This is a genomic window from Streptomyces sp. NPDC026062 (genome assembly GCF_055568375.1).
Window position 1 is genome coordinate 54,211 of sequence record NZ_JBVHOQ010000029.1, and the last position, 19,003, is coordinate 73,213.

Sequence of the window (19,003 nt, forward strand, 5' to 3'; positions counted from 1 at the left end):
CGACCTGGCCGGTGATCCTGATGGACGGCGATGTCGCCCTCCGGCCGATAAAAGTGCGCGACCAGCGCGTGTGGCGCGAGGTCAACCGGCGCAACCGGGACTGGTTGCGCCCCTGGGAGGCGACCGTGCCGCCGCCCGCCCCCGGCGGCCCGGTGGCGCAGCGCCCGACCTACCGTCAGATGGTCCGCCATCTGCGCGCCGAGGCCAACGCCGGACGGATGCTGCCGTTCGCCATCGAGTACGAGGGCCGGCTCGTCGGTCAGCTGACCGTGGCCGGGATCACCTGGGGCTCGATGTGCTCGGGTCACGTGGGCTACTGGGTGGACCAGGAGGTGGCGGGCCGGGGTGTGATGCCGACCGCGGTCGCCCTCGCCGTCGACCATTGTTTCCGCGCGGTCGGACTGCACCGCATCGAGGTGTGCATTCGCCCGGAGAACGGGCCCAGCCGCCGGGTCGTGGAGAAACTCGGATTCCGCGAGGAAGGGCTGCGGCCCCGCTATCTGCACATCGACGGCGGCTGGCGGGACCATCTGATCTACGCGCTGACCGCGGAGGAGGTGCCCGACGGGCTCCTCCGGAGGTGGCACCGAGCGCGTCCGGAGCGTCCGGAGCGTCCCGAGTACCGTGCGAAATGAAATGTGTGTTCGAAATTGATCGGCCAGCGACCGCTAACGAACGCACAAACGCCGACTGTTGATCCGAACAATCACAAAAAAAGTCCGTGATATCAGCCGGATCGTGCGACACACCGGGCCAATTGGCGGATGCCTCCACGCAAACCCCTCTACGGTGTGAGATGTGAGCAGCAGCGGCCTGATCTACGCAGTCATTGTCGGGGCCTGGGCCGCCTACTTGGTACCGATGTGGCTCCGCAGGCAGGACGAGCTCAACGAAGCCCGTCCGACGGAACGCTTCAGCACCGCCATCCGGCTGCTGTCCGGACGTGCGGCGATGGAGCGCCGGTACGCCAAGGAGCTGCGGGAGCGCACCGACGACGAGGCGGCGCCCGACGCCGACCCGGACGCAGGCATGGATCGAATGGATTCCGCCGACGTCCGGGCCTTTTCCGCGCCTCCGGCGCACACCGAGGCCCGGGTGCACGACCCGGCTCGTACGCCGGAGCACCCCGCCCAGGAGCGCGTGGCGCAAAAGCACCCGGCGCAGAAGCGTCCGGCCCGCGAACGGCCCGCGCCCCCCGTCGACTCCTCCGGCCCCGCATCCGCCTCCGTGCCCGCCCGGCGGTCGCGCCCCGCCGGGATCGACGCGGAGCGTGCCCGGCGTGCGCAGCGCCTTCAGGTCCTCGCGCGCCGCCGACGCACCACCGTCATCCTTTTCCTCGGGTTCACGCTCGGCGCGGTCGTCGCCGCTGTCGGCGGCCTCCGCTTCCTCTGGGCTCCCGCGGTTCCCGCCGTGCTGTTGAGCACGTACATCGTGCATCTGCGTGTCCAGGAGCGGCGCAGGTTCGTCTTCACCATGGACCGGCGCCGGGCCGAGGTCGCGGCGCAGCAGCTCCGCGAGAGCCGCCCCCGCCGCCACCAGCCGGCCGTGACGGCTTCCACCGAGTCCGACGAGGACTCCGAGGCCCGTCATCCCGTTCCCGAGCCGGCCCCCACGGTCTCCCCGCAGGAGGCCGGCCGCCGCGCCCTGGTCGAGCAGACGGACCACGCGGAGTGGGTGGACCAGCAACGCGAGCGGGGCCGGGTCCAGGGCGACAGCTGGGAGCCCGTCCCCGTCCCGCTGCCGACCTATGTCACCGCCCCGGTCGCCCCGCGCGCCACGGGCGGCATCGAGGTCGGCAACCCGGAGACCTGGAGCGCGGCCCGCTCCAGCACCGCCGAACCCACCCCCTCGGCCACCTCGCAGCCCGCGGCGGACCCGGCGCCCCGCCAGCGCTCCTCCCCGTCCCGCCGCGCCCGCGACCGGGGCCGGACCCCGCTCTTCGACCAGTACGGCGACGACGACCGCCCCCGCGCGGCCAACGAGTGAGACGCCTGACCCGCCCGCTGCGACACCGACTCGGCTGACCAGCGCGGATCGGATTTCCGAGCACCCCTGTCGGGGTGCTAGAGTTTCACTCGTTGCAAGGGCCTGTGGCGCAGTCTGGTAGCGCACCTCGTTCGCATCGAGGGGGTCTGGGGTTCAAATCCCCACAGGTCCACCGCACAACTGTTCTTGAGTTAGCTCAGGAATGGTGATGAGATCCCGTCCGATCGCAAGATCGGGCGGGATCTTCGTCGTTTCAAGGGTCGTTCGATGTCTGTGCGGGGTGGCAGCATCGCCCGGTGGGCCGTGAACGCACCACAACTCGTCGCCCTGATCCGGGCAGGCGCCCGGATCACACGCGGCCACCGCGTCGAGCGGCCGGAAGGGAGGGCGGCATGACCGGCCCGCATCTGGACGAGGAGCCCGCAGAGCACCGGCGCTTCGACCACTATCTGCAGACCCTGGAGACCGTCGCCGAGGAGGACGAACCCGGCCTGGTGGCAGCTGTCCTGCGCGACGAGGATGCGACGATGGCGGACAGCGCGGTGGGCCGCCATCTGGACCGCCGGGCCGCCGGCCTGCTGATCGACCCCCAGTTCGTCGCCTGGGCCCGAACCATCACCGCGGTGATCACGGACCGCGACTTCCTCACCCGCCGCCTGCGCGAGTGGACCCTCCTCAGAACCATCGTCCTGGGCAGGCCGTGGGACGCCGAGGAGCTCACCACCGCATCCGACTGGTGCCAGCGCATGGCCGGGACCACGCAGATCGTGACCTCGCCCGAGGCCCTCCGCCTGCTGACCGAGCGCGGACGCACCCGCCGGGTTCGCAACGCGGCAAGCCGCCGACTGCGACACCTGCACCAGTCACTCTGACGCGCGCAACACCTGCGCCGGTCACTCTGACTCGGTCCACATGTCTTGCCCCTTCCTCGCGCCACCAGGCGATCGGAGGGCCCGAGCACCATGGCCGGATCGGCCGCCCCCTCGGCGTCGACGGCCCGGCGAGTGCCGTGGCGTCCGGGTGCACCTGGTCAGTCGTCGCTCCTTCGCGGGCCAGGAAGGAAGCCGGCGTGCAGGCGCTCGTGAACGTCACCGTGTCGTGCGTGACAGCACTACGCGATACTCCTCGTATGGAGTGGTTCGAGGAGGCTCGGGCAGCGGAACAGCTCAGGGACTGGGGTGCGGCCATCGCGCTGGTGAGTGCCCGCGCCGAGTGCTACTCCGCCGATCACCACATGCACAGCAACCATCTGTGGCACATGGATCTGCTCGCCGGTGCGGGGATGTTCCCGGAACTCACGGAACTCGCCCTCACGGATGTCCACGCACGGCGGAGACTCAACCGATCGCTGCGTGACCACGGGATGGAGGCCGAGCTCCGCGGCCGGGCGGAAGAGGGCGACCGCGACGCCCTGTACGTACTCGTCCGGTTGCTCTGCAAGACGAACCGGGTCCAGCGGGCGCATCGCGCGGTCCAGGATCTCGGCCCGGAGGACCAGCACGCACACGAGATCGTGGCCGGCTTCCGATCGCCGTCGGGCGACGCGTAGCCGCGCGCTGCGCCTGTGCCGTCGCGCCGGCGGTGAGGCGGGCGGTGAGGCGGTGACGCGGTGGCGGGCATCATTCCGCTGTGGATACGCGGTTGGCGGCTACGGCAGATCGCGTTCCGCATCGCGTCCTGCCGCGATTCCCGACATCACGTCTTCGAGGACGAGTTCCGGAAGTATCGCCAGGCCCAGAGTCCGAGGATCCACGTTCGGGCCTGCGCCCTTCTCCGCGATGCCGGGCAGCCAGGAGGCCAACCGGTCCAGTGCGGCCGGCAGGCTCTCCCGGTCGTCGTCGAGCAGTGCCGCGACGAGCGATACGACATCGGCGCGGGAACTGCCCGCCGGAGCAGGCAGAGCTGCCAGGCCCGAGAGCGCGCGCCGGTCCTGAGCGCCGCAGAGCGCCGTGAGGGCTGCGAGAGCGAACCGGGCGGCGTCGCTCTCCCGCTCCCGGCGGGACAGCAGCCTCGGCAGCCCGCGCCCGATGGCCCGGTGTGTCAGGTGGTCGGCCGCCGACTCCTCCCGGGCACCCCCGAGTGCGGCTGTGCGGTCGGCCAGGGAGACCGCTGCCGCCGGGCCCGACGCGGCAAGCCGCACCAGGTCGCAGAGCAGGACCAGCCGGCTGCCGGGCGCGAAGCTTTCGTCACAGACCAGCTCCATCAGGAACGGGACGGCCTCTGCGGTGTCTTCGGTGCAGCTGCCCTGGTGCGCCACGGCATCCGCGAGGTCGCCGAGGAAGTCGCCCGTCGACCCGTACGGCTCGCCGAACGCGAACTCCTCGTCGAGCAGCCACCCCACGGCGTCCGGCGCGTCCTCCGCGCTGCCGTACATACGCTCCGCTACCGCCACCACGGCCCGGACCACCGCTGCGGGTTCCCCGATCGCACCGCTCTCCCAGGGCGGACCCGCCGGAGGGCGTGCGGGGTCCTCGGGCAGGGGATTCGGGAGGGGGACTTCGGCGGCGTCCCGCTCATGGGCCAGGCCGTCCCGGGTGAAGAACTCTTCGAGCGTCGCGGCATGCCCCTCGCTGTACCCCTGCTGAAAACCGCCGTGGGCACGGGCCACGCCGGCCACTCGAATCCGTTCGCTCCGGAGGAAGGGCTCAAGAGCCGTCCGCTCGTGTCCGCGGTGGACGGCCAGCGAGAAGACCTGCCACCACCCCTCCAGCTCCGGATCCGTCGACGGCCGGCCGTACCAGAAGCTCGACGGCACGTACCGGAAGTGCTCGTGGACGCGCACCGCCGTCAGACGGTGCCCCGCCCCGGACAGTTCGGCGGCGGCGGCGCGGGCGGCCGCCTCATCCGGCAGGCTCAGCGTGTACTGGACTCCCCAGTCGGGAGGTGCCGCGACCATCAGCCGCACTGCCAGGTGAACATCGCACGCTCGAAGCGCCGTTCGGCGAGATCCTCCGGGCGGATCAGCCAGTACAGGGCTCCGGCATCGCCCCACATCATGTCTGCGGCGTCCTCGCTGTCGAACTGGGCGAGCAGCACCCAGGCGGCCGATTCCTCGGACAGCCGGGGGTCGTCCCAGGACGCGCCGCCGTCCAGGACGGCCTCCGCGATCTCGATCTCGACCGGGTTCTGCACCGAGTGAGCGTGGCCGCCGATCTGATGCCCCACCTCATCATCGAACTCCCCCAGCGCGTCGAGGAACTCCTGCGAGCAGACAGGGTGGTCGTACCGGTTGCTCAGCGGGGCGCCCGGCGCGAACGCTGCCCGGACGGACGGATGCCAGGGCTCCGTCGCCGTCATCTCCATCCGGGCGGCCAGCGGCACGGCCGGGTACGGCTTGAGACCTGCGGGCGCCTCGCGCTCCGCCACCTCTTCACCGGCTGACACATGGAGCACGCGGGCGCCCGCCCAGCTCTCCGGGTCCTCGGCCAGAACAAGAGCGTCGCCGTCGTCCAGCTGCCCGTCGAAGTAGAAGAACAGCAGCGTCCCCGCAGTGGGCAGACCGATGTCCAGCCCCGTCGCCGGCAGGCGCCCGCAGTCGATCGAGGCGACGAAGGAGTGCGGACCGTGCCCCTCCCACACCGGCCACTCCGTCGCAGCCGGCAGAGCGGGAAGGCCACCGAGCCGGCCCACCACCTCGTCGGAGCCGGTCGCCACCTCAAGACGCACACCAGGACGGAGCAGGCCGAGCCATTTCTCCGCGTCCTCGGGCGACAGATGCCGCAGGGCGAGGGAGTGAAGTGCCTCTCGGGAACCATGTGTCATACGCCCGATCATCCACGGCACCACTGGCAGAGACCACGGCAGCCCGTCAGCAGCACGTCGCGGCGGCGCCGGTCCGCGTTGTCCGGGCCCGCTCCACCGGCCGGCCCTGTCCAGCCGCCGGGCCACCCCTCGCGTGACTCCCGGCAAGGCGGCCGCGGAAGGGGCCGGCCGCGTCCCGCCCTCCCGCTCCGGGATCAGGGAGGGAGCGGGCCGGTGCGCGGCGGCGGTTCCGCCTGCCCCGTCAGGCCGCCCTGCCCGCCGGTTGCCGAGCCGGTGCCTCGCTCCGGAGCGGCTTCGCGAAGCAGCGGCTGGAGTCGTACATGCGGTAGTGGCCGAACTTCGGGCAGGGCGTGTAGCCGCTGGAGAGATACAGCGCGATCGCCTCGGGCTGCTGGTCGCCCGTCTCCAGCACCATGCGGGTGCGGCCCGCCGCGAGGGCGTCGGCCTCCAGCGCGGCCAGGATGCGGCGGGCCAGGCCCTGGCCGCGGCCCTCGGCTATCACGAACATCCGCTTGAGCTCGGCGTCACCGTCCGAGTACTCCTCCGCGTTGCGCTCCTGCGAGCGCCAGCCACCGGTGGCGACCGGGCGCCCCGACGCGTCGTAGGCGAGCAGATACAGGCCGTGCGGCGGGTCGAACATCGTGGCGTCCAGCGGTGTGATGTCGCCCTCGTCCCCATAGCGCTCGGCGTATTCGAGCTGCACGAGATCGTTGAGTTTGACGGCATCGGGGTGATCGAAAGGACGAGGCTGGATAAGCATACGGTGAATGGTACATGTATGCGGTCGATCGGGTCGGTATCGTGCCGGAATGCTCACTGTGACCACCGTGAATGTAAACGGTCTCCGCGCCGCCGCGAAAAAGGGCTTCACCGAGTGGCTGGCGCAGACCGACGCCGATGTGATCTGCCTCCAGGAGGTGCGGGCCGAGGCGGAACAGCTCCCCGACGAGGTGCGTGAGCCCGAGGGCTGGCACACCGTCCACGCCCCTGCCGCGGCCAAGGGCCGGGCCGGCGTCTCGCTCTACTCCCGCCGGGCGCCCGAGCGCGTACAGATCGGCTTCGGTGGCTTCGGTGACGCCGGGGGCGAGGAGTTCGACGCGAGCGGCCGGTACGTCGAGATCGATCTTCCGGGCGTCACCGTCGCGAGCCTGTACCTCCCCTCCGGCGAGGTCGGCACGGAGAGGCAGGAGGAGAAGGAGCGCTTCATGGCGGCCTTCCTGCCCTACCTCGTCGGTCTGAAGGCGCGGGCCGCCGCCGGGGGGCGTGAGGTCGTCGTGTGCGGTGACTGGAACATCGCCCACCAGGAGGCCGACCTCAAGAACTGGAAGGGCAACAAGAAGAACTCCGGCTTCCTCTCCGAGGAGCGGGAGTGGCTGACGCGGGTCTTCGGCGAGGCGGCGTACGTCGACGTCGTGCGCGCCCTGCACCCCGGCGTGGAAGGGCCCTACTCGTGGTGGTCCTACCGGGGGCGCGCCTTCGACACCGACACGGGCTGGCGCATCGACTACCAGGTGGCGACGCCCGGTCTCGCCGCGCGTGCCGTGAAGGCATGGGTCGAGCGGGCCGCCACCCATGGTGAGCGGTGGAGCGACCACGCCCCGGTGACGGTGACGTACGAGCAGTAGGGGATGACGTACGGGCGGTAGGCGCGGGGCGACCATGTGCCGATGCCGATGCCGATGCCGATGCCGATGCCGATGCCGATGCCGATGCCGGTGTCGGTGTCGGTGACCGTGGCGTACGAGTGGCAGGGAAGTGGTCAGGCCGGCGGTTGCGGTGGCGGCGATTCCGCGTCGCGGCGCAGCCGCCGGTCCAGGGCCATGGAGAGTTCCGCGTCCACCACCGCGCGGGCCAGTGGGCGCAGTTGGGGTGGTTCGGCCTCCGTGCTGTGGGCGCGCAGGGCCGAGACGAAGAGGTCGGCCAGCGCGTCCGCGTGTTCGCGGACCTTGCGGCCCGAGGCGAGCACCTCGGCGAGCGGGACTCCTTCGCGTACGAGTTCGGCCGACACGTCCAGCAGGCGGCGGCTGATGTGCACGATCTCGGCGCCGTCCGTGCCGAGGTAGCCGAGTTCCATGGCCGTCGCCAGGTTCTCCGGCGTGGAGTCGTCCTTGAAGTAGTCCGCCAGCTGCTCCGGTGTGAGCCGGACCGGGGTCTCCTCGGTCGGTTCGCCCAGGCCGAGCACCTCGGCGACATCCCGGCCGCTCTCGAAGGTGCGGGCCAGGTCGGCGATGCCGGTGAGGGTGTGGCCGCGTTCCAGCAGGCCGGCGATGGTGCGCAGGCGGGCCAGGTGGTGGTCGTCGTACCAGGCGATCCGGCCTTCGCGCCGAGGTGGCGATATCAGGCCGCGTTCGCGGTAGAAGCGCAGGGTCCGCACGGGGATGCCGGCCTTCTCGGCCAGTTCCTCCATGCGGTATTCGCGGTGCGCGCGTCTTTCAGCCACCCCCGCACCCTACCGGCCTCCCTGTGGCAGGGGCCGGTGGTTGTACCGTCGGTAACTTTCCTCTGCGGGCCCCCTACCCATCGGTACGAAGCTGCTCTACTCTCCCAACAATGCCAGTGATTGCTGGCAGAGTCGTGTGACGTACCGCAGGAGGCGGCAGCATGGCCCAGCACGAACATGTACGAGTGGCGGTGATCGGATCCGGATTCGGGGGACTTGGGGCCGCCGTCCGGCTGCGCCGCGAAGGCATCACCGATTTCGTGGTCCTGGAGCGGGCCGATTCGGTCGGTGGCACCTGGCGCGACAACAGCTACCCGGGCTGCGCCTGCGACGTACCGTCCCACCTCTACTCGTTCTCCTTCGCCCCCAACCCCGAGTGGCCGCGCACGTTTTCCGGACAGGAGCACATCCGCGCCTATCTGGAGCATGTCGCCGACACCTTCGGGCTGCGCCCGCACCTCAGGCTGAACCATGAGGTGACGATGATGCGTTGGGACAACGACGCGCTGAACTGGGTCATCGAGAGCGCCAATGGCGCGACGGTCGTCGCCGATGTCGTCGTCTCCGCGACCGGCCCGCTCTCCGACCCGAAGGTGCCCGATATCCCGGGGCTCGCCGACTTCCCCGGCAAGGTCTTCCACTCCGCCCGCTGGGACCACGACGCCGACCTGACAGGCAAGCGTGTCGCCATGATCGGCACCGGCGCCTCCGCGATCCAGATCGTGCCGGCGATCCAGCCGAAGGTCGGCAAGCTGACGCTCTTCCAGCGCACCCCGCCCTGGGTCATGCCCCGGATGGACCGCCGGATCAGCGGCGCCGAGCGCTGGCTGCACCGCACGCTCCCCTTCACCGGCACCGCGCGTCGCGGACTGCTGTGGGGCATAAGGGAGTTGCAGGTCAGCGCCTTCACCAAGCATCCGAACGAGCTGGGCCTGATCGAGACCATAGCCAAGTCCAACATGGGCCGTTCGATCAAGGACCCGGCGCTGCGGGCCAAGCTGACCCCCTCGTACCGCATCGGCTGCAAGCGCATCCTGCTCTCCAGCGCCTACTACCCGGCGCTCGCCCGGCCCAACGTGGATGTGGTCGCCTCGGGTCTGAGCGAGGTGCGCGGCTCCACGGTCGTCGCGTCGGACGGTACGGAGGCCGAGGTCGACGCGATCATATTCGGCACCGGTTTCCACGTCACCGACATGCCGATCGCCGAGCGGGTGGTGGGCGCGGAAGGCATCACGCTCGCCGAGGCCTGGAAGGGCGGCATGGAGGCGCTGCGCGGTGCGAGCGTCCCCGGCTTCCCGAACTGGATGACGATCATCGGCCCCAACACCGGGCTCGGGAACTCCTCGATGATCCTCGTGATCGAGTCCCAGCTGAACTACATGGCCGACTACATGCGCCAGTTGAACGTGCTGGGCGGCCGCGTCGCACTCGACGCGCGCCCCTCGTCCGTCGGGGCGTGGAACCGGCGCGTCCAGGAGCGGATGAAGCGCACGGTCTGGAACACCGGCGGCTGCGACAGCTGGTACCTGGACGCCAACGGGCGCAACACCACCGTCTGGCCCGGCACCACCTCCGAGCTCCGCAAGGTGACGCGCAGGGTCGACGTCGCGGAGTACGAGGTCGTCCGGGTCCCCGCGCAGCGCCGGGCGGACAAGACCGTGGCCGAGGAGGTGGCGGGATGAGCCGGCCGGTGCACGGCGCGCACCCCCGGCCGGTGCCGGGGCGCGAACTGATGGCTGTCTCCGCCGACGGATCCCGCATCCATGTCGAGGTGCACGGGCAGGACGGCGCACCCGCGGTGGTCCTGTCCCACGGCTGGACCTGCAGCACCCGCTTCTGGGACGCGCAGATCAGGGACCTCGCCGTGGACCACCGCGTCATCGCCTACGACCAGCGCGGTCACGGAACCTCGCCCTCGGTGGGGCGCGAGGGCTACAGCACCGAGGCGCTGGCGGACGACCTCGAAGCGGTACTCGCTGCCACCCTCGCCCCGGGTGAGAAGGCCGTGCTGACCGGCCACTCCATGGGAGGCATGACGATCATGTCCGCCTCGCGGCGGGCCGGGCTGCGCGAACACGCGGCGGCAGCCCTGCTGTGCAGCACCGGCAGCTCCCGGCTGATCGCGGAGTCGCTGGTGGTGCCGCTCGGGCCCGGCGCCGTGCGCACCCGGATGACGCGTGCGATCCTCGGGGCGCGGGCGCCGCTCGGACCCGTCACGCCGCTCTCCCGGCGCATCCTCAAGTACGCGACGATGGGGGCCGGTTCGGCTCCTGACCGGGTCGACGCCTGTGCCCGGATCGTGCACGCCTGCCCGCGTGCGCCCCGCTTCGCCTGGGGCCACGTACTCGCGGACCTGGATCTCGACGAGGGGGTACGGAACCTGAACGTGCCCACCGCCGTCATCGCGGGTACGGACGACCGGCTGACGCCGCCCGCCCACGCCAGGAGAATCGCGGCGGCGCTGCCCGACAGCCTCGGTCTCACCGAACTTACTGGTATGGGTCATATGACACCGGTCGAGGCGCCGGAGACAGTCACGGCGAAGATCCGGGAACTGGTGACCATGTATCTCCCGGTGCGGGGTACGACTGGCATCGAGGGCAAGGAGGAGGTCGCATGAGCGGCAGGCGTGTTCTGGAGGGGCAGGTAGTCGTCGTCACGGGCGCGGCACGGGGTGTGGGCGAGCTGCTGGCCCGCAAGCTCTCGGCGCGCGGCGCGAAGCTGGCGCTGGTGGGCCTGGAGCCCGATGAGCTGAAGAAGGTCTCCGAACGGCTGCACGGGGACAGCGACCACTGGCACGCGGACGTCACCGACCACGAGGCGATGGCGCGGGTTGCCCAGGAGGTCAAGGCGCGGTTCGGGAAGGTCGACGTGGTCGTGGCCAACGCGGGTGTCGCGATGGGCGGGCCGTTCGTCGACTCCGACCCGGTGGCCTGGCGGCGGGTCATCGAGGTCAACCTCATCGGCGGTGCGGTGACCGGCCGGGCGTTCCTGCCGGTCCTGATGGAGAGCCGGGGCTACTTCCTCCAGATAGCGTCGCTCGCCGCGATCACCCCGGCCCCGATGATGACCGCGTACTGCGCGTCCAAGTCGGGCGTCGAGGCGTTCGCCCACAGCCTGCGCGCGGAGGTCGGCTACCGGGGTGTGAGGGTCGGGGTCGGCTACCTCTCCTGGACCGACACGGACATGGTGCGTGGTGCGGACGAGGACGACGTGATGCGGGAGCTGCGCCAGCGGCTGCCGTGGCCGTCCAACCGGACGTATCCGCTGGGCCCGGCCGTCGACCGGATCGTGGCCGGTATCGAGCGGCGTTCCTCGCATGTGTACGCCCAATGGTGGCTGCGTGGCATGCAGTCCGTGCGGGGCTACCTGCCCAGCCTGATCGGTGCGGTCGGGCAGCGGGAGATGAAGCGGTTCGGGCCACGTCTGGAGAACGTCGGCAAGGGGCTCGTGGGCGCCGGAGGAGCCGCTGACCAGGACGAACGTATGTCGAGAGCGTCATCGAATACGCAGCGTAAGTGATCGAAATGCGTTGAATGTGCCGTCGTGTAAGTCTGGTCGAGGCCCTGACGGGGCCACCCCACGCACCCCCACATAGGAGTGAACAGCATGGGCATCGCCGACCAGTTCAAGGACAAGGCGCAGCAGCTTGCCGACCAGGGTCAGAAGCGGATGAAGGACGGCAAGGGCGAAAGCCGGCGCCAGGGCCAGGGGCAGGGCCAGGACCGTCGCCAGGAGGCGACCGACCGGGCCCGCCAGGCGTCCGAGCAGGGCCGTGACAGGGCCCAGGGTGCGGCGGACGACGTTCGCGAGAAGTTCGACCGCTGACGCGAGTACGGCTCATGCCGGTACTGCTGACGGCAGTACTGCTCACGTGAGTACTGCTCACGGCAGTACCGCCGGCGCGTTCTTGCGTCGCATGGTGAGGGGCGCGCCCGGATCTTTCGGGGCGCGCCCCTTCCCGCGTGGTGGATGCGATGTACGGCCGGGGAGCCGGAGCCGCCCCCGAAGCCCTGGGCCCCGCGAAGCCCGAGCTCGACCCGGAGCCGGGCAGCACGGGCCGGCAGGCAGGCGCAGGCCCCCTGAAGGCAAGGATTTCCCAGGATCCAGACATCTCCAGGGATCCAGACATCTCCCGGGTTCCAGACATCTCCCTGAAGGCAGAGATCTTCCGGACGGCGGCTGTCAGCCTGACGTCAGAGGTCGCCCTGAAGATAGGCGCGAGCCGCGGTCATGACTTCCTTGTAGCGCTCACCGGCGATCGCCGCAAGTGGTGAGTCGTCGTCCAGTTGGGGGTTCATCCCGATCATCCAGGCGCGAGCGGTGTGGAGATTCTCGGCACTCTCGATGAACTTGAAGATCTGGTAGGCGGTGCGCATGCGCATTTCGGAGTCGAAGCGCGGAGCGTTCTGCTCCCTGCACCACTTTCCGACCTGCTTGGGATCTTCGATGCCTGCGATGAACGCTACGACGCGCTGACTGAAGGTGTCCTGAAGGAAGCGCGCGATGCCCGCGATGGACTGCTCCGTCGTGTCGCGGAGTGCGCGGGCTTCGGGCGTGGTCTCTCGCTGAGTCTGCATGGTCTCCTCGTTTCCTCGTCGCTCGCCGGAGGCGTCAGCGGAGGATGTGTGCGCTGGATGCGCGAAGGCTGGGCGTGGGCGCGATTCGCTGCCGCTTGTCAGCCATGTCCATGGGGTGCTTGCGGCGGGTGGGCAAGGGGTATTGCCGCGGCCGTGGTGTGCACCACTACAGAAGGGAGGAGGTGACCGGGATGCCGGGGCGAGCTGATCGCTCCGGGTCTGCGGATGGGCGCAGCACTCGCTAAACGTAAGTGACTTGAGGTCAACATTGCATCCCCCCATGTGGTGTTGACGAAATGCTACCCGCTTACATGCAACTTACTCCATGGATTTCCCTCCTTGAAAGGGTGGTAAATCCCTCCTCATGTTGCCGGTCGGGCCTGTGAGCTGCATGTTTTCCGAGGGGTCCACTGACGTGGACTCACAGGTGCTACTCCGTACGAATCGCTCAGACATCAGATCGGGGGACATTTCGCACGGCCAGTCGGTCGAGCGGGGGCGCTCACGAGACGGAGAACGTCGAGCGGGGCGTTCGCCGGACGGAGAACGTCGAGTGGGCGGCGTTCGTCGGGAGGAGAGCGGAGAGCGAAGAGCGGCGAACGAGCGGTGCTCACCAGACGGTGAGTCCGTACTCGCGAGCCACTTCCTGTAGTTCGACGGATTCGGCGAGGATCGGGCGGCGTTCCGCCTCCGTGTAGTCGGTCCCGCTCAGGACGGCCCAGCAGCGGCGTCCGCCGAATCCGGAGCGGTAGACGATTCCCTGGGCCAGCTGGTGGCCTTCGGCGTTGCGCTGGGCGACGGTCCAGGCAGCGATCTGGCGGGCGACACGGCGGTCCTTGCCGTGGATGTGTTCGTCGGTCAGCTCCCCTTCGACCCCCCATTCGCGGAACTCGTTCCGGAGCTCGTCCGCGAGTACCTCGCGGGTGATGTCCGCGTCCACGTCGAGGAACCGGGCCTCGGCCGCCAGCTTCAGCCGGACCAGGATGTGGGCGTCGCGCCAGCCGGACGCCAGGTGGCCGATCCTCATGTGACCCGGCTTGTGGGGTTCGTCGGCGAGGAGGGCCCGTACCTCCGGATGGACGCGGAAGTAGGCGAGCGCCTCGGCGTAGCAGCCGGTCGGTTCGGAGGCGCAGTACAGCATTCCGTAGGTGAAGAGACTGAAGCGGCCGGCCGAGGAGCCCCCGATGGTTTCGGGTTCGACGCGGTTGAACCTCAACGGTGCGCTTGCCTTGCCCAGGCGCCATACACCCCGGTCGGGGGCGTGGGCGAGTACGACAGGGGGTACGGAGGCGGTCATGCCTGCGGCCTCCGTCCAGCGAGGTCGTTCCCTCGTTTCCCCGTCCGTTCGGATTGTTCGACCCGTCCCGGCCGGTCGTCCCGGCCGGCGAACGCGTGCGGGCGGGTGCGGAGGCGGGTGCGGGGCAACGGGCCGGCGGTGGGTGCTAAGACAGCGGTCATGGATCCTCGACAAGGCTTTTCGCGACGGTCGTCGGGCAGGAGTCGGCGGCGGGTCCGGGCGGGCCTCTCCGGCCGCCGACGCGGCTGATCATTGTTGCGCAGGTGAGCATCGCGTGACGGCCCGCTCGCCGACACCGGGCAGGCGCAAAGACATCGCGTTGAGGCGCGCAGAGGGCGCATCCGGTCCCGGAGGCCGTCGGACGACCAGCGATCGGGCGCCCCCTCACAGGCGGTCGTGATGGATACGGAAGATCATGGTGCCCGCCTCGCCGGTCGCCAGGAGCACCGTGGAGGGGTCGCCGGGTTGCTGCGGGGCGGTGCGCAGCGCGTTGACGCGATACCCGGTGACGATCTGAAGGAGATGCCGGGAGGCCGAAGGTTCCCACAGGTGGATGCTGGTGCTGCCGGCCGCGGCGAAGGCGACGCGCTTCCCCTGGACGGGGAAGGCCGTCACCGCGTTCAACTCACCGTCACCCGGGTCGAACTCGTACAGGGCCTCGGTTCCGGTGCCGGGCTCCCAGAACTTCAGGGTGCCGTCCTGGCCGGCGGTGACGAGCTGCGGGCCCGCCGCGCCGCTTCCCGGGGCGAAGGCGACGTCGTTGACGATGTGCTGACCGCACCGGATGGTGCGGCCGTACTGGGTCAGATCCGCCGCCTCCCAGATCCGGAGATTGCCGTCGCTGCCGCCCGACGCGAGAAGGACACCGTCCTCGGCGCTCCCGGAGGCCAGGCACCGGACGCTGAACTTGTGATCCTTGCGCATCGCGACGGCCCGCTCGGTATCGAGGTCCCACAGGCGTACGGATCCGTCGGCGCTCGCGCTCGCCAGCCGGGCGGAATCGCCGGGGCCCTCGATGGCCACCATCGCCAGGGCGGGGGAGTAGTGACCGCGCAGTATCGCCGCGGGGGCCGAACCCCTGGGGGCGGAGGTGTCGAACAGGGCGATGCTGTTGTCGCTGCGGGCGGCGGCCAGCAGCACACGGTGACGCAGCCTCGCCCAGGCGAGTGCGGTGACTGGTTCGTCATCGATGACGGGCTGCTTCCCGCCGGTCTCGATGTTCCACGTCAGCGTGCTGCTCCCCTCGGTGACCGCGAGCCGGTGCGGCAGCCCGGGGGACAGTGCGCTGGCGGTGACCGGGGTCCAGGCGGCCCGGCCGTGCCGGAACGTGTCGCCGTCCAGGGGCCAGTTACGCACGGTGCGGTCGGCTCCGGCCGTGATGAGGCGGTCGCCCGGCCGTTCGGTGAACGAGGAGAGCGCGGTGACCGGGGCGGAGTGCGCCTGGACCGACTGGCCGAGGGCCTCCAGCGGGTCGGTGCGCCACAGGCGTACGGTGCCGTCCGCCCCGGCACTGGCAAGCGCCTGCCCGTCCGCCACCTCGACCGGCGCCAGCGCGGTCACCGCGCCCTCGGACGTCGCGACGGTGCTGACGACACCGGTCCGCCCGTGGGGGGTCACGTCGTGCACGGACAGGGTGCCGTGGCCGTCGCCCACGGCATACCGGCCGGCCGACGGCAGGGCGACGAGGGCGCGCACGGCCGCCGGATGGCGGGAGCGCATGACGGCTGTGCGCCCGTCGAAGCTGCTGACGGTGTCGTGCTGGGCGTAGAGCAGGAGTCCGGCCCCGTCCGGTCCGGCCGTCCCCCGCAGAATGGCCGCCGCTCGCTCAAGCCTCGGGAGCGGTACGTCGATCCGCTGGAACGCCGCGGTGTTGAACGCGGCGATGTGGCCGTCGCTCCACGCGGCGAGCAGCATCCGGGCCCGGCCGCCCGGCCGGTAGAGCGTCAGCGAACTGACCCAGGTGCCCGGACGCCGGAGCACCGGCACGATGGTGCGGCCGCGGAGCGCGTCCAGGACGGAGACGGTGCCGTCGGTGGCGCCCGTGGCGAGAAGGCCCTCGTGCAGCGTGACCAGGTGCTCGATGGCGCCGTCGTGTACGGCGATCGGGGGAGCGGCGGCGGAGCCGTCGTGCCGCAGGATACGGATGACCCCGTGGTCGTCCCCCGTGACCAGCAGCGGCTGGACCCGCGCCCGCCGGCCCGCGTTCACCGTGGTCAGCGAGGTGACGGCGGCCTCGGTCACGGCCCAGACATTGTCCGGGCTCGCGCAGTCGCTCCAGAGCGGGGTGACCGGTGACCCGGCGAGCACCGCGTCCTCCGGAGGCGAAGGGGGCAGGGGCTGGTGGCGTGCCGTGGCCGCGTGGTGGGCCAGGTGCAGGCTGGTCAGCCGCGACAGCGGAGTGAGCCCCCGGGAGAAGGGTTCCAGCTTCGCCCAGGCCTGCAACCACTGCTGACGGTCCGACGGGTTGTTCCCGCCCGCCAGCAACCGGCCGAGACCGGAGCTGGATTCCCACGGGAGGAGGGACGGGGGTACGTGGACGTCGTCCAGCACCCTTCCCTGAGCGGCGTGTTGGGCCAGATGGCGCCGGAGGTAGGGGTGCGGCGGGATGCTGGGATCGTCGGGCACCAGCTCGGCCAGGGCCGCTGCCAGCCGACGGTGGATCTCGGCATGCCGGTCGCCACCCGGCCGCCGGCTCATCCGCCCGCGCCCGGGGCGGACGGGGCCGAGCCGGTGTCGGCGGCGGACGGGGCCGCGTCTGCCGAATCCGCGCCGCGCGGCTCCCTGTCCGCCGGCTCCGTGTCCGCCGGCTCCGTGTCCGTCGGCACCCCGTCCGCCGGGCCCGCGTCGAGCAGGTCCGCGTCGAGGTCGCACAGCACCTCGGTCACCGCTTCGTGGGCCGGGCGGTAGACCCGCCGGTCGTCCTCGTGATCGTGCGCGAGATAGCCGTTCAGGCGGCTCTTCAGCAGCTTCCCGATCATGTCGTCCCAGTCCGGTAACTGACGGCCCAGAAAGACCCGCCCCATCCTCGGCCAGATATTCGACCAGGGGATTCCCGCCCCTCCGGCGAAGGCCGACGCCCGCAGCAGTGCCAGCGCCACATCGGACGGAAGTCCGTCCCCGGCCACCAGCACCAGATCGCGTCTGAGGAGCCCCGACATCCCCCGCTGAAGCATCGCCAGCCACTCCGCCTGCCGCGCGACCTCCGCCGGATCATCGGCCGAGCGCAGCTGCTCCCCCGCGAGACGGGCCAGTATGAAGGACGGCCACACCTCGGGCGCCACCAGGGCCGCCGCCTCCGCGGCCGTATCGCGGTGCCCGCCCTCGCCGATGAACGCCTGAAGATACTGCTCGATGTCCTTCACGCTCGCCTCGCCGTCCGTCCGCTGCTCCTCGGCGGTGGGGAACGCGGCCTGAAGGGCCTCGCTGAGCCCCTGCTCCGCGTCGGCCAGCTCCACGGGTGACTCGCTGAGCGGCAGGCTGGAGCGCACCCCGATGAGCAGGCGCAGGCCGGCGGGCGCGGACGGGGGAGGCGGGCCGCCGTCCTGGCGGGGGGCGGGTACCTGTCCGAGCTGCGGGGAGCAGAACTCGCTGAGCGGGGCGAGGACATCGTCGATGACACGGGGGAGTTCGGCCGCCTCGTCGAGACCGTCGATGACCAGCGTGACCGGCTCGCCGCGGTCGCGGAGGGTATCGATGATCTGCTGGGTGCAGGTGATGACGGGGTCCTCGGTCGAGGCCGGCGGGCCGGGTTCGGTCCCGAGCGCCCGCAGGATGTCGCGGGCCAGGTCAGCCGGTCCCCGGTGACGCGCCAGAATCGCCCCGGTGATGGAACCGGGAGCGGGCACGGTGCCGTCCGTGGACAGGTCGACCGCCGCCTTGAGGACGGGTTCGTCCTGGAACAGCGGATTGCTCAGAACCACCGCCCGTGCCAGCACGGCGGACTTGCCGCTGCCCGCGGTCCCGGTGATCAGCAGGACCCCCCGGGTACGCGCGGGGCTCAGGAACTCGGTGACACTGCGGTTGATGTCGTCCCGGCCTCGGAAGTACCACCCCGGATCGCTGTCCTGGGTACGGCCGGTGGCCCGGTCGAGCCAGTAGTCGTCGGCCGGGGTCCCGGTCTGCCGCAGCCCCGCCCCGACCGGGTCCTGGCCGTAGCGGTAGCCCGGGTTGGGGATGCACGGCGTCGGCGTGAGGATGCCGCTGCCGTCGATCACCCGGTGCAGCCGGTGCAGTCTGATCTCGTCCTCCGTGCCCAGCCCGCGTTCGAACTCGGCCATGAGCTCGGCGACCGTGAGGTACGGGGTGGTGATGCCCGCGGTGGTCCGCAGCCGCTGGAGGGCGCCGCGCAGCAGCGTGGGGAACCGCCGCACCTGGACTTTCCTGTCGTGCCCGCACGTCACCAGGACATCGAGACTGCACTTGGTACGCCGCTCCGCGCGGATGTCCTCCAGTACCTCGTCGAGCTCGCTGCGGATCTTGCCCGCGTAACAGGTGTTGACGATCACGAGGACGTTCCGGACGTGCGAGTCGAGGGCGGCGGTGATCAGTTCCGTGGTGCGTACCGAGGTGTTGAGGTGCCGTCCCCTTTCGGAGCCCGGCAGTTTGAGGAAGTGCGTCCGGGTGGTGGAGACTCCATGCCCGGTGATGAACATGACGAGCGCCTGCCCCTTCATCTCCCTCACCTCGTGCTCACGCAGGAAGTCCTCGACGTCCTCGCGCCTGACCAGATCCGGAGGCGGGACCTGGCGGAAGGGCGGCTCGGAGCCCTGCCCGGACCACCACTCCGACACGACTTCCAGCTGCTCGTCGATCCCCTCGGTGAAGCTGTCGTTCCCGTCGCCGTAGTCACGTACCGCCAGGGTCAGCAGCGTCCGTTGCGCGTCGGAATCCGCCTCGGCGTCCTGCGTTTTCGTGAACTCCCCCGCCCTGTTCCGCATC

Annotated in this window: 17 protein-coding genes and 1 tRNA gene; 10 read left to right on the plus strand and 8 right to left on the minus strand. The window is 70.7% G+C overall.

What is annotated here, in order from left to right; genetic code table 11:
• Nucleotides 1-11: 11 nt before the first annotated feature.
• The 5 genes from ACZ4LX_RS24965 (at nucleotide 12) to ACZ4LX_RS24985 (ending at nucleotide 3,535) form a co-directional block, all read left to right on the plus strand.
• The gene (locus ACZ4LX_RS24965; RefSeq protein WP_467648691.1) at nucleotides 12-635 is read left to right on the plus strand and encodes a GNAT family N-acetyltransferase; all 624 of its coding nucleotides are present in this window, start codon (nucleotides 12-14) and stop codon (nucleotides 633-635) included.
• 163 nt (nucleotides 636-798) lie between these two features.
• On the plus strand, nucleotides 799-1,986 hold the full coding sequence (sepX, locus tag ACZ4LX_RS24970) for a divisome protein SepX/GlpR (RefSeq protein WP_467648694.1): 1,188 nt from the start codon (nucleotides 799-801) through the stop codon (nucleotides 1,984-1,986).
• Between the two features lie 98 nt (nucleotides 1,987-2,084).
• A tRNA-Ala gene (locus ACZ4LX_RS24975) sits at nucleotides 2,085-2,158 on the plus strand.
• A 220-nt stretch (nucleotides 2,159-2,378) separates the two neighbouring features.
• Nucleotides 2,379-2,858 carry a hypothetical protein gene (locus ACZ4LX_RS24980; protein ID WP_467648697.1) on the plus strand — a complete coding sequence of 160 codons (480 nt, stop codon included), beginning with the start codon at nucleotides 2,379-2,381 and terminating at the stop codon, nucleotides 2,856-2,858.
• A gap of 257 nt (nucleotides 2,859-3,115) precedes the next feature.
• Nucleotides 3,116-3,535 carry a hypothetical protein gene (locus ACZ4LX_RS24985; protein WP_467648700.1) on the plus strand — a complete coding sequence of 140 codons (420 nt, stop codon included), beginning with the start codon at nucleotides 3,116-3,118 and terminating at the stop codon, nucleotides 3,533-3,535.
• 99 nt (nucleotides 3,536-3,634) lie between these two features.
• Here the strand turns inward: ACZ4LX_RS24985 and ACZ4LX_RS24990 are convergent, their stop codons facing one another.
• From ACZ4LX_RS24990 to ACZ4LX_RS25000, 3 genes are all read right to left on the minus strand, one after another.
• Nucleotides 3,635-4,882, minus strand: a complete 1,248-nt coding sequence (locus ACZ4LX_RS24990; protein WP_467648702.1) for a hypothetical protein — start codon at nucleotides 4,880-4,882, stop codon at nucleotides 3,635-3,637.
• Complete coding sequence (locus ACZ4LX_RS24995) at nucleotides 4,882-5,748, minus strand: YwqG family protein (protein ID WP_467648705.1); 867 nt, start codon at nucleotides 5,746-5,748, stop codon at nucleotides 4,882-4,884. The genes ACZ4LX_RS24990 and ACZ4LX_RS24995 overlap by 1 nt, the downstream gene beginning before the upstream one ends.
• Nucleotides 5,749-5,989: 241 nt before the next feature.
• On the minus strand, nucleotides 5,990-6,508 hold the full coding sequence (locus tag ACZ4LX_RS25000; RefSeq protein WP_467648709.1) for a GNAT family N-acetyltransferase: 519 nt from the start codon (nucleotides 6,506-6,508) through the stop codon (nucleotides 5,990-5,992).
• A 49-nt stretch (nucleotides 6,509-6,557) separates the two neighbouring features.
• Here ACZ4LX_RS25000 and ACZ4LX_RS25005 point away from each other — a divergent pair, with 49 nt between their 5' ends.
• Nucleotides 6,558-7,373, plus strand: a complete 816-nt coding sequence (locus ACZ4LX_RS25005) for an exodeoxyribonuclease III (RefSeq protein WP_467648712.1) — start codon at nucleotides 6,558-6,560, stop codon at nucleotides 7,371-7,373.
• 134 nt (nucleotides 7,374-7,507) lie between these two features.
• Here ACZ4LX_RS25005 and ACZ4LX_RS25010 read toward each other — a convergent pair whose 3' ends face one another.
• On the minus strand, nucleotides 7,508-8,155 hold the full coding sequence (locus ACZ4LX_RS25010) for a MerR family transcriptional regulator (protein ID WP_467648855.1): 648 nt from the start codon (nucleotides 8,153-8,155) through the stop codon (nucleotides 7,508-7,510).
• A gap of 194 nt (nucleotides 8,156-8,349) precedes the next feature.
• Here ACZ4LX_RS25010 and ACZ4LX_RS25015 point away from each other — a divergent pair, with 194 nt between their 5' ends.
• The 4 genes from ACZ4LX_RS25015 to ACZ4LX_RS25030 all read left to right on the plus strand — a co-directional run bounded on the left by ACZ4LX_RS25015 (nucleotide 8,350) and on the right by ACZ4LX_RS25030 (nucleotide 12,016).
• Nucleotides 8,350-9,870, plus strand: a complete 1,521-nt coding sequence (locus ACZ4LX_RS25015) for a flavin-containing monooxygenase (RefSeq protein ID WP_467648715.1) — start codon at nucleotides 8,350-8,352, stop codon at nucleotides 9,868-9,870.
• Nucleotides 9,867-10,808, plus strand: a complete 942-nt coding sequence (locus tag ACZ4LX_RS25020) for an alpha/beta fold hydrolase (protein ID WP_467648718.1) — start codon at nucleotides 9,867-9,869, stop codon at nucleotides 10,806-10,808. Before ACZ4LX_RS25015 ends, ACZ4LX_RS25020 begins: the two co-directional genes overlap by 4 nt.
• On the plus strand, nucleotides 10,805-11,710 hold the full coding sequence (locus ACZ4LX_RS25025; protein ID WP_467648721.1) for an SDR family oxidoreductase: 906 nt from the start codon (nucleotides 10,805-10,807) through the stop codon (nucleotides 11,708-11,710). Before ACZ4LX_RS25020 ends, ACZ4LX_RS25025 begins: the two co-directional genes overlap by 4 nt.
• Nucleotides 11,711-11,797: 87 nt before the next feature.
• The gene (locus ACZ4LX_RS25030) at nucleotides 11,798-12,016 is read left to right on the plus strand and encodes a hypothetical protein (protein ID WP_467648724.1); all 219 of its coding nucleotides are present in this window, start codon (nucleotides 11,798-11,800) and stop codon (nucleotides 12,014-12,016) included.
• 368 nt (nucleotides 12,017-12,384) lie between these two features.
• On the opposite strand, the gene ACZ4LX_RS25035 is transcribed toward ACZ4LX_RS25030, so the two are convergent.
• The 4 genes from ACZ4LX_RS25035 to ACZ4LX_RS25050 all read right to left on the minus strand — a co-directional run bounded on the left by ACZ4LX_RS25035 (nucleotide 12,385) and on the right by ACZ4LX_RS25050 (nucleotide 19,002).
• Nucleotides 12,385-12,768 carry an XRE family transcriptional regulator gene (locus ACZ4LX_RS25035; RefSeq protein ID WP_467648726.1) on the minus strand — a complete coding sequence of 128 codons (384 nt, stop codon included), beginning with the start codon at nucleotides 12,766-12,768 and terminating at the stop codon, nucleotides 12,385-12,387.
• Nucleotides 12,769-13,378: 610 nt separating this feature from the next.
• Nucleotides 13,379-14,065: an RES domain-containing protein gene (locus ACZ4LX_RS25040; RefSeq protein WP_467648729.1), complete on the minus strand. Its 687-nt coding sequence runs from the start codon at nucleotides 14,063-14,065 to the stop codon at nucleotides 13,379-13,381.
• Between the two features lie 384 nt (nucleotides 14,066-14,449).
• Nucleotides 14,450-16,762 carry a WD40 repeat domain-containing protein gene (locus ACZ4LX_RS25045; protein ID WP_467648732.1) on the minus strand — a complete coding sequence of 771 codons (2,313 nt, stop codon included), beginning with the start codon at nucleotides 16,760-16,762 and terminating at the stop codon, nucleotides 14,450-14,452.
• Complete coding sequence (locus ACZ4LX_RS25050; RefSeq protein ID WP_467648735.1) at nucleotides 16,759-19,002, minus strand: ATP-binding protein; 2,244 nt, start codon at nucleotides 19,000-19,002, stop codon at nucleotides 16,759-16,761. The genes ACZ4LX_RS25045 and ACZ4LX_RS25050 overlap by 4 nt, the downstream gene beginning before the upstream one ends.
• Nucleotide 19,003 lies beyond the last annotated feature (1 nt).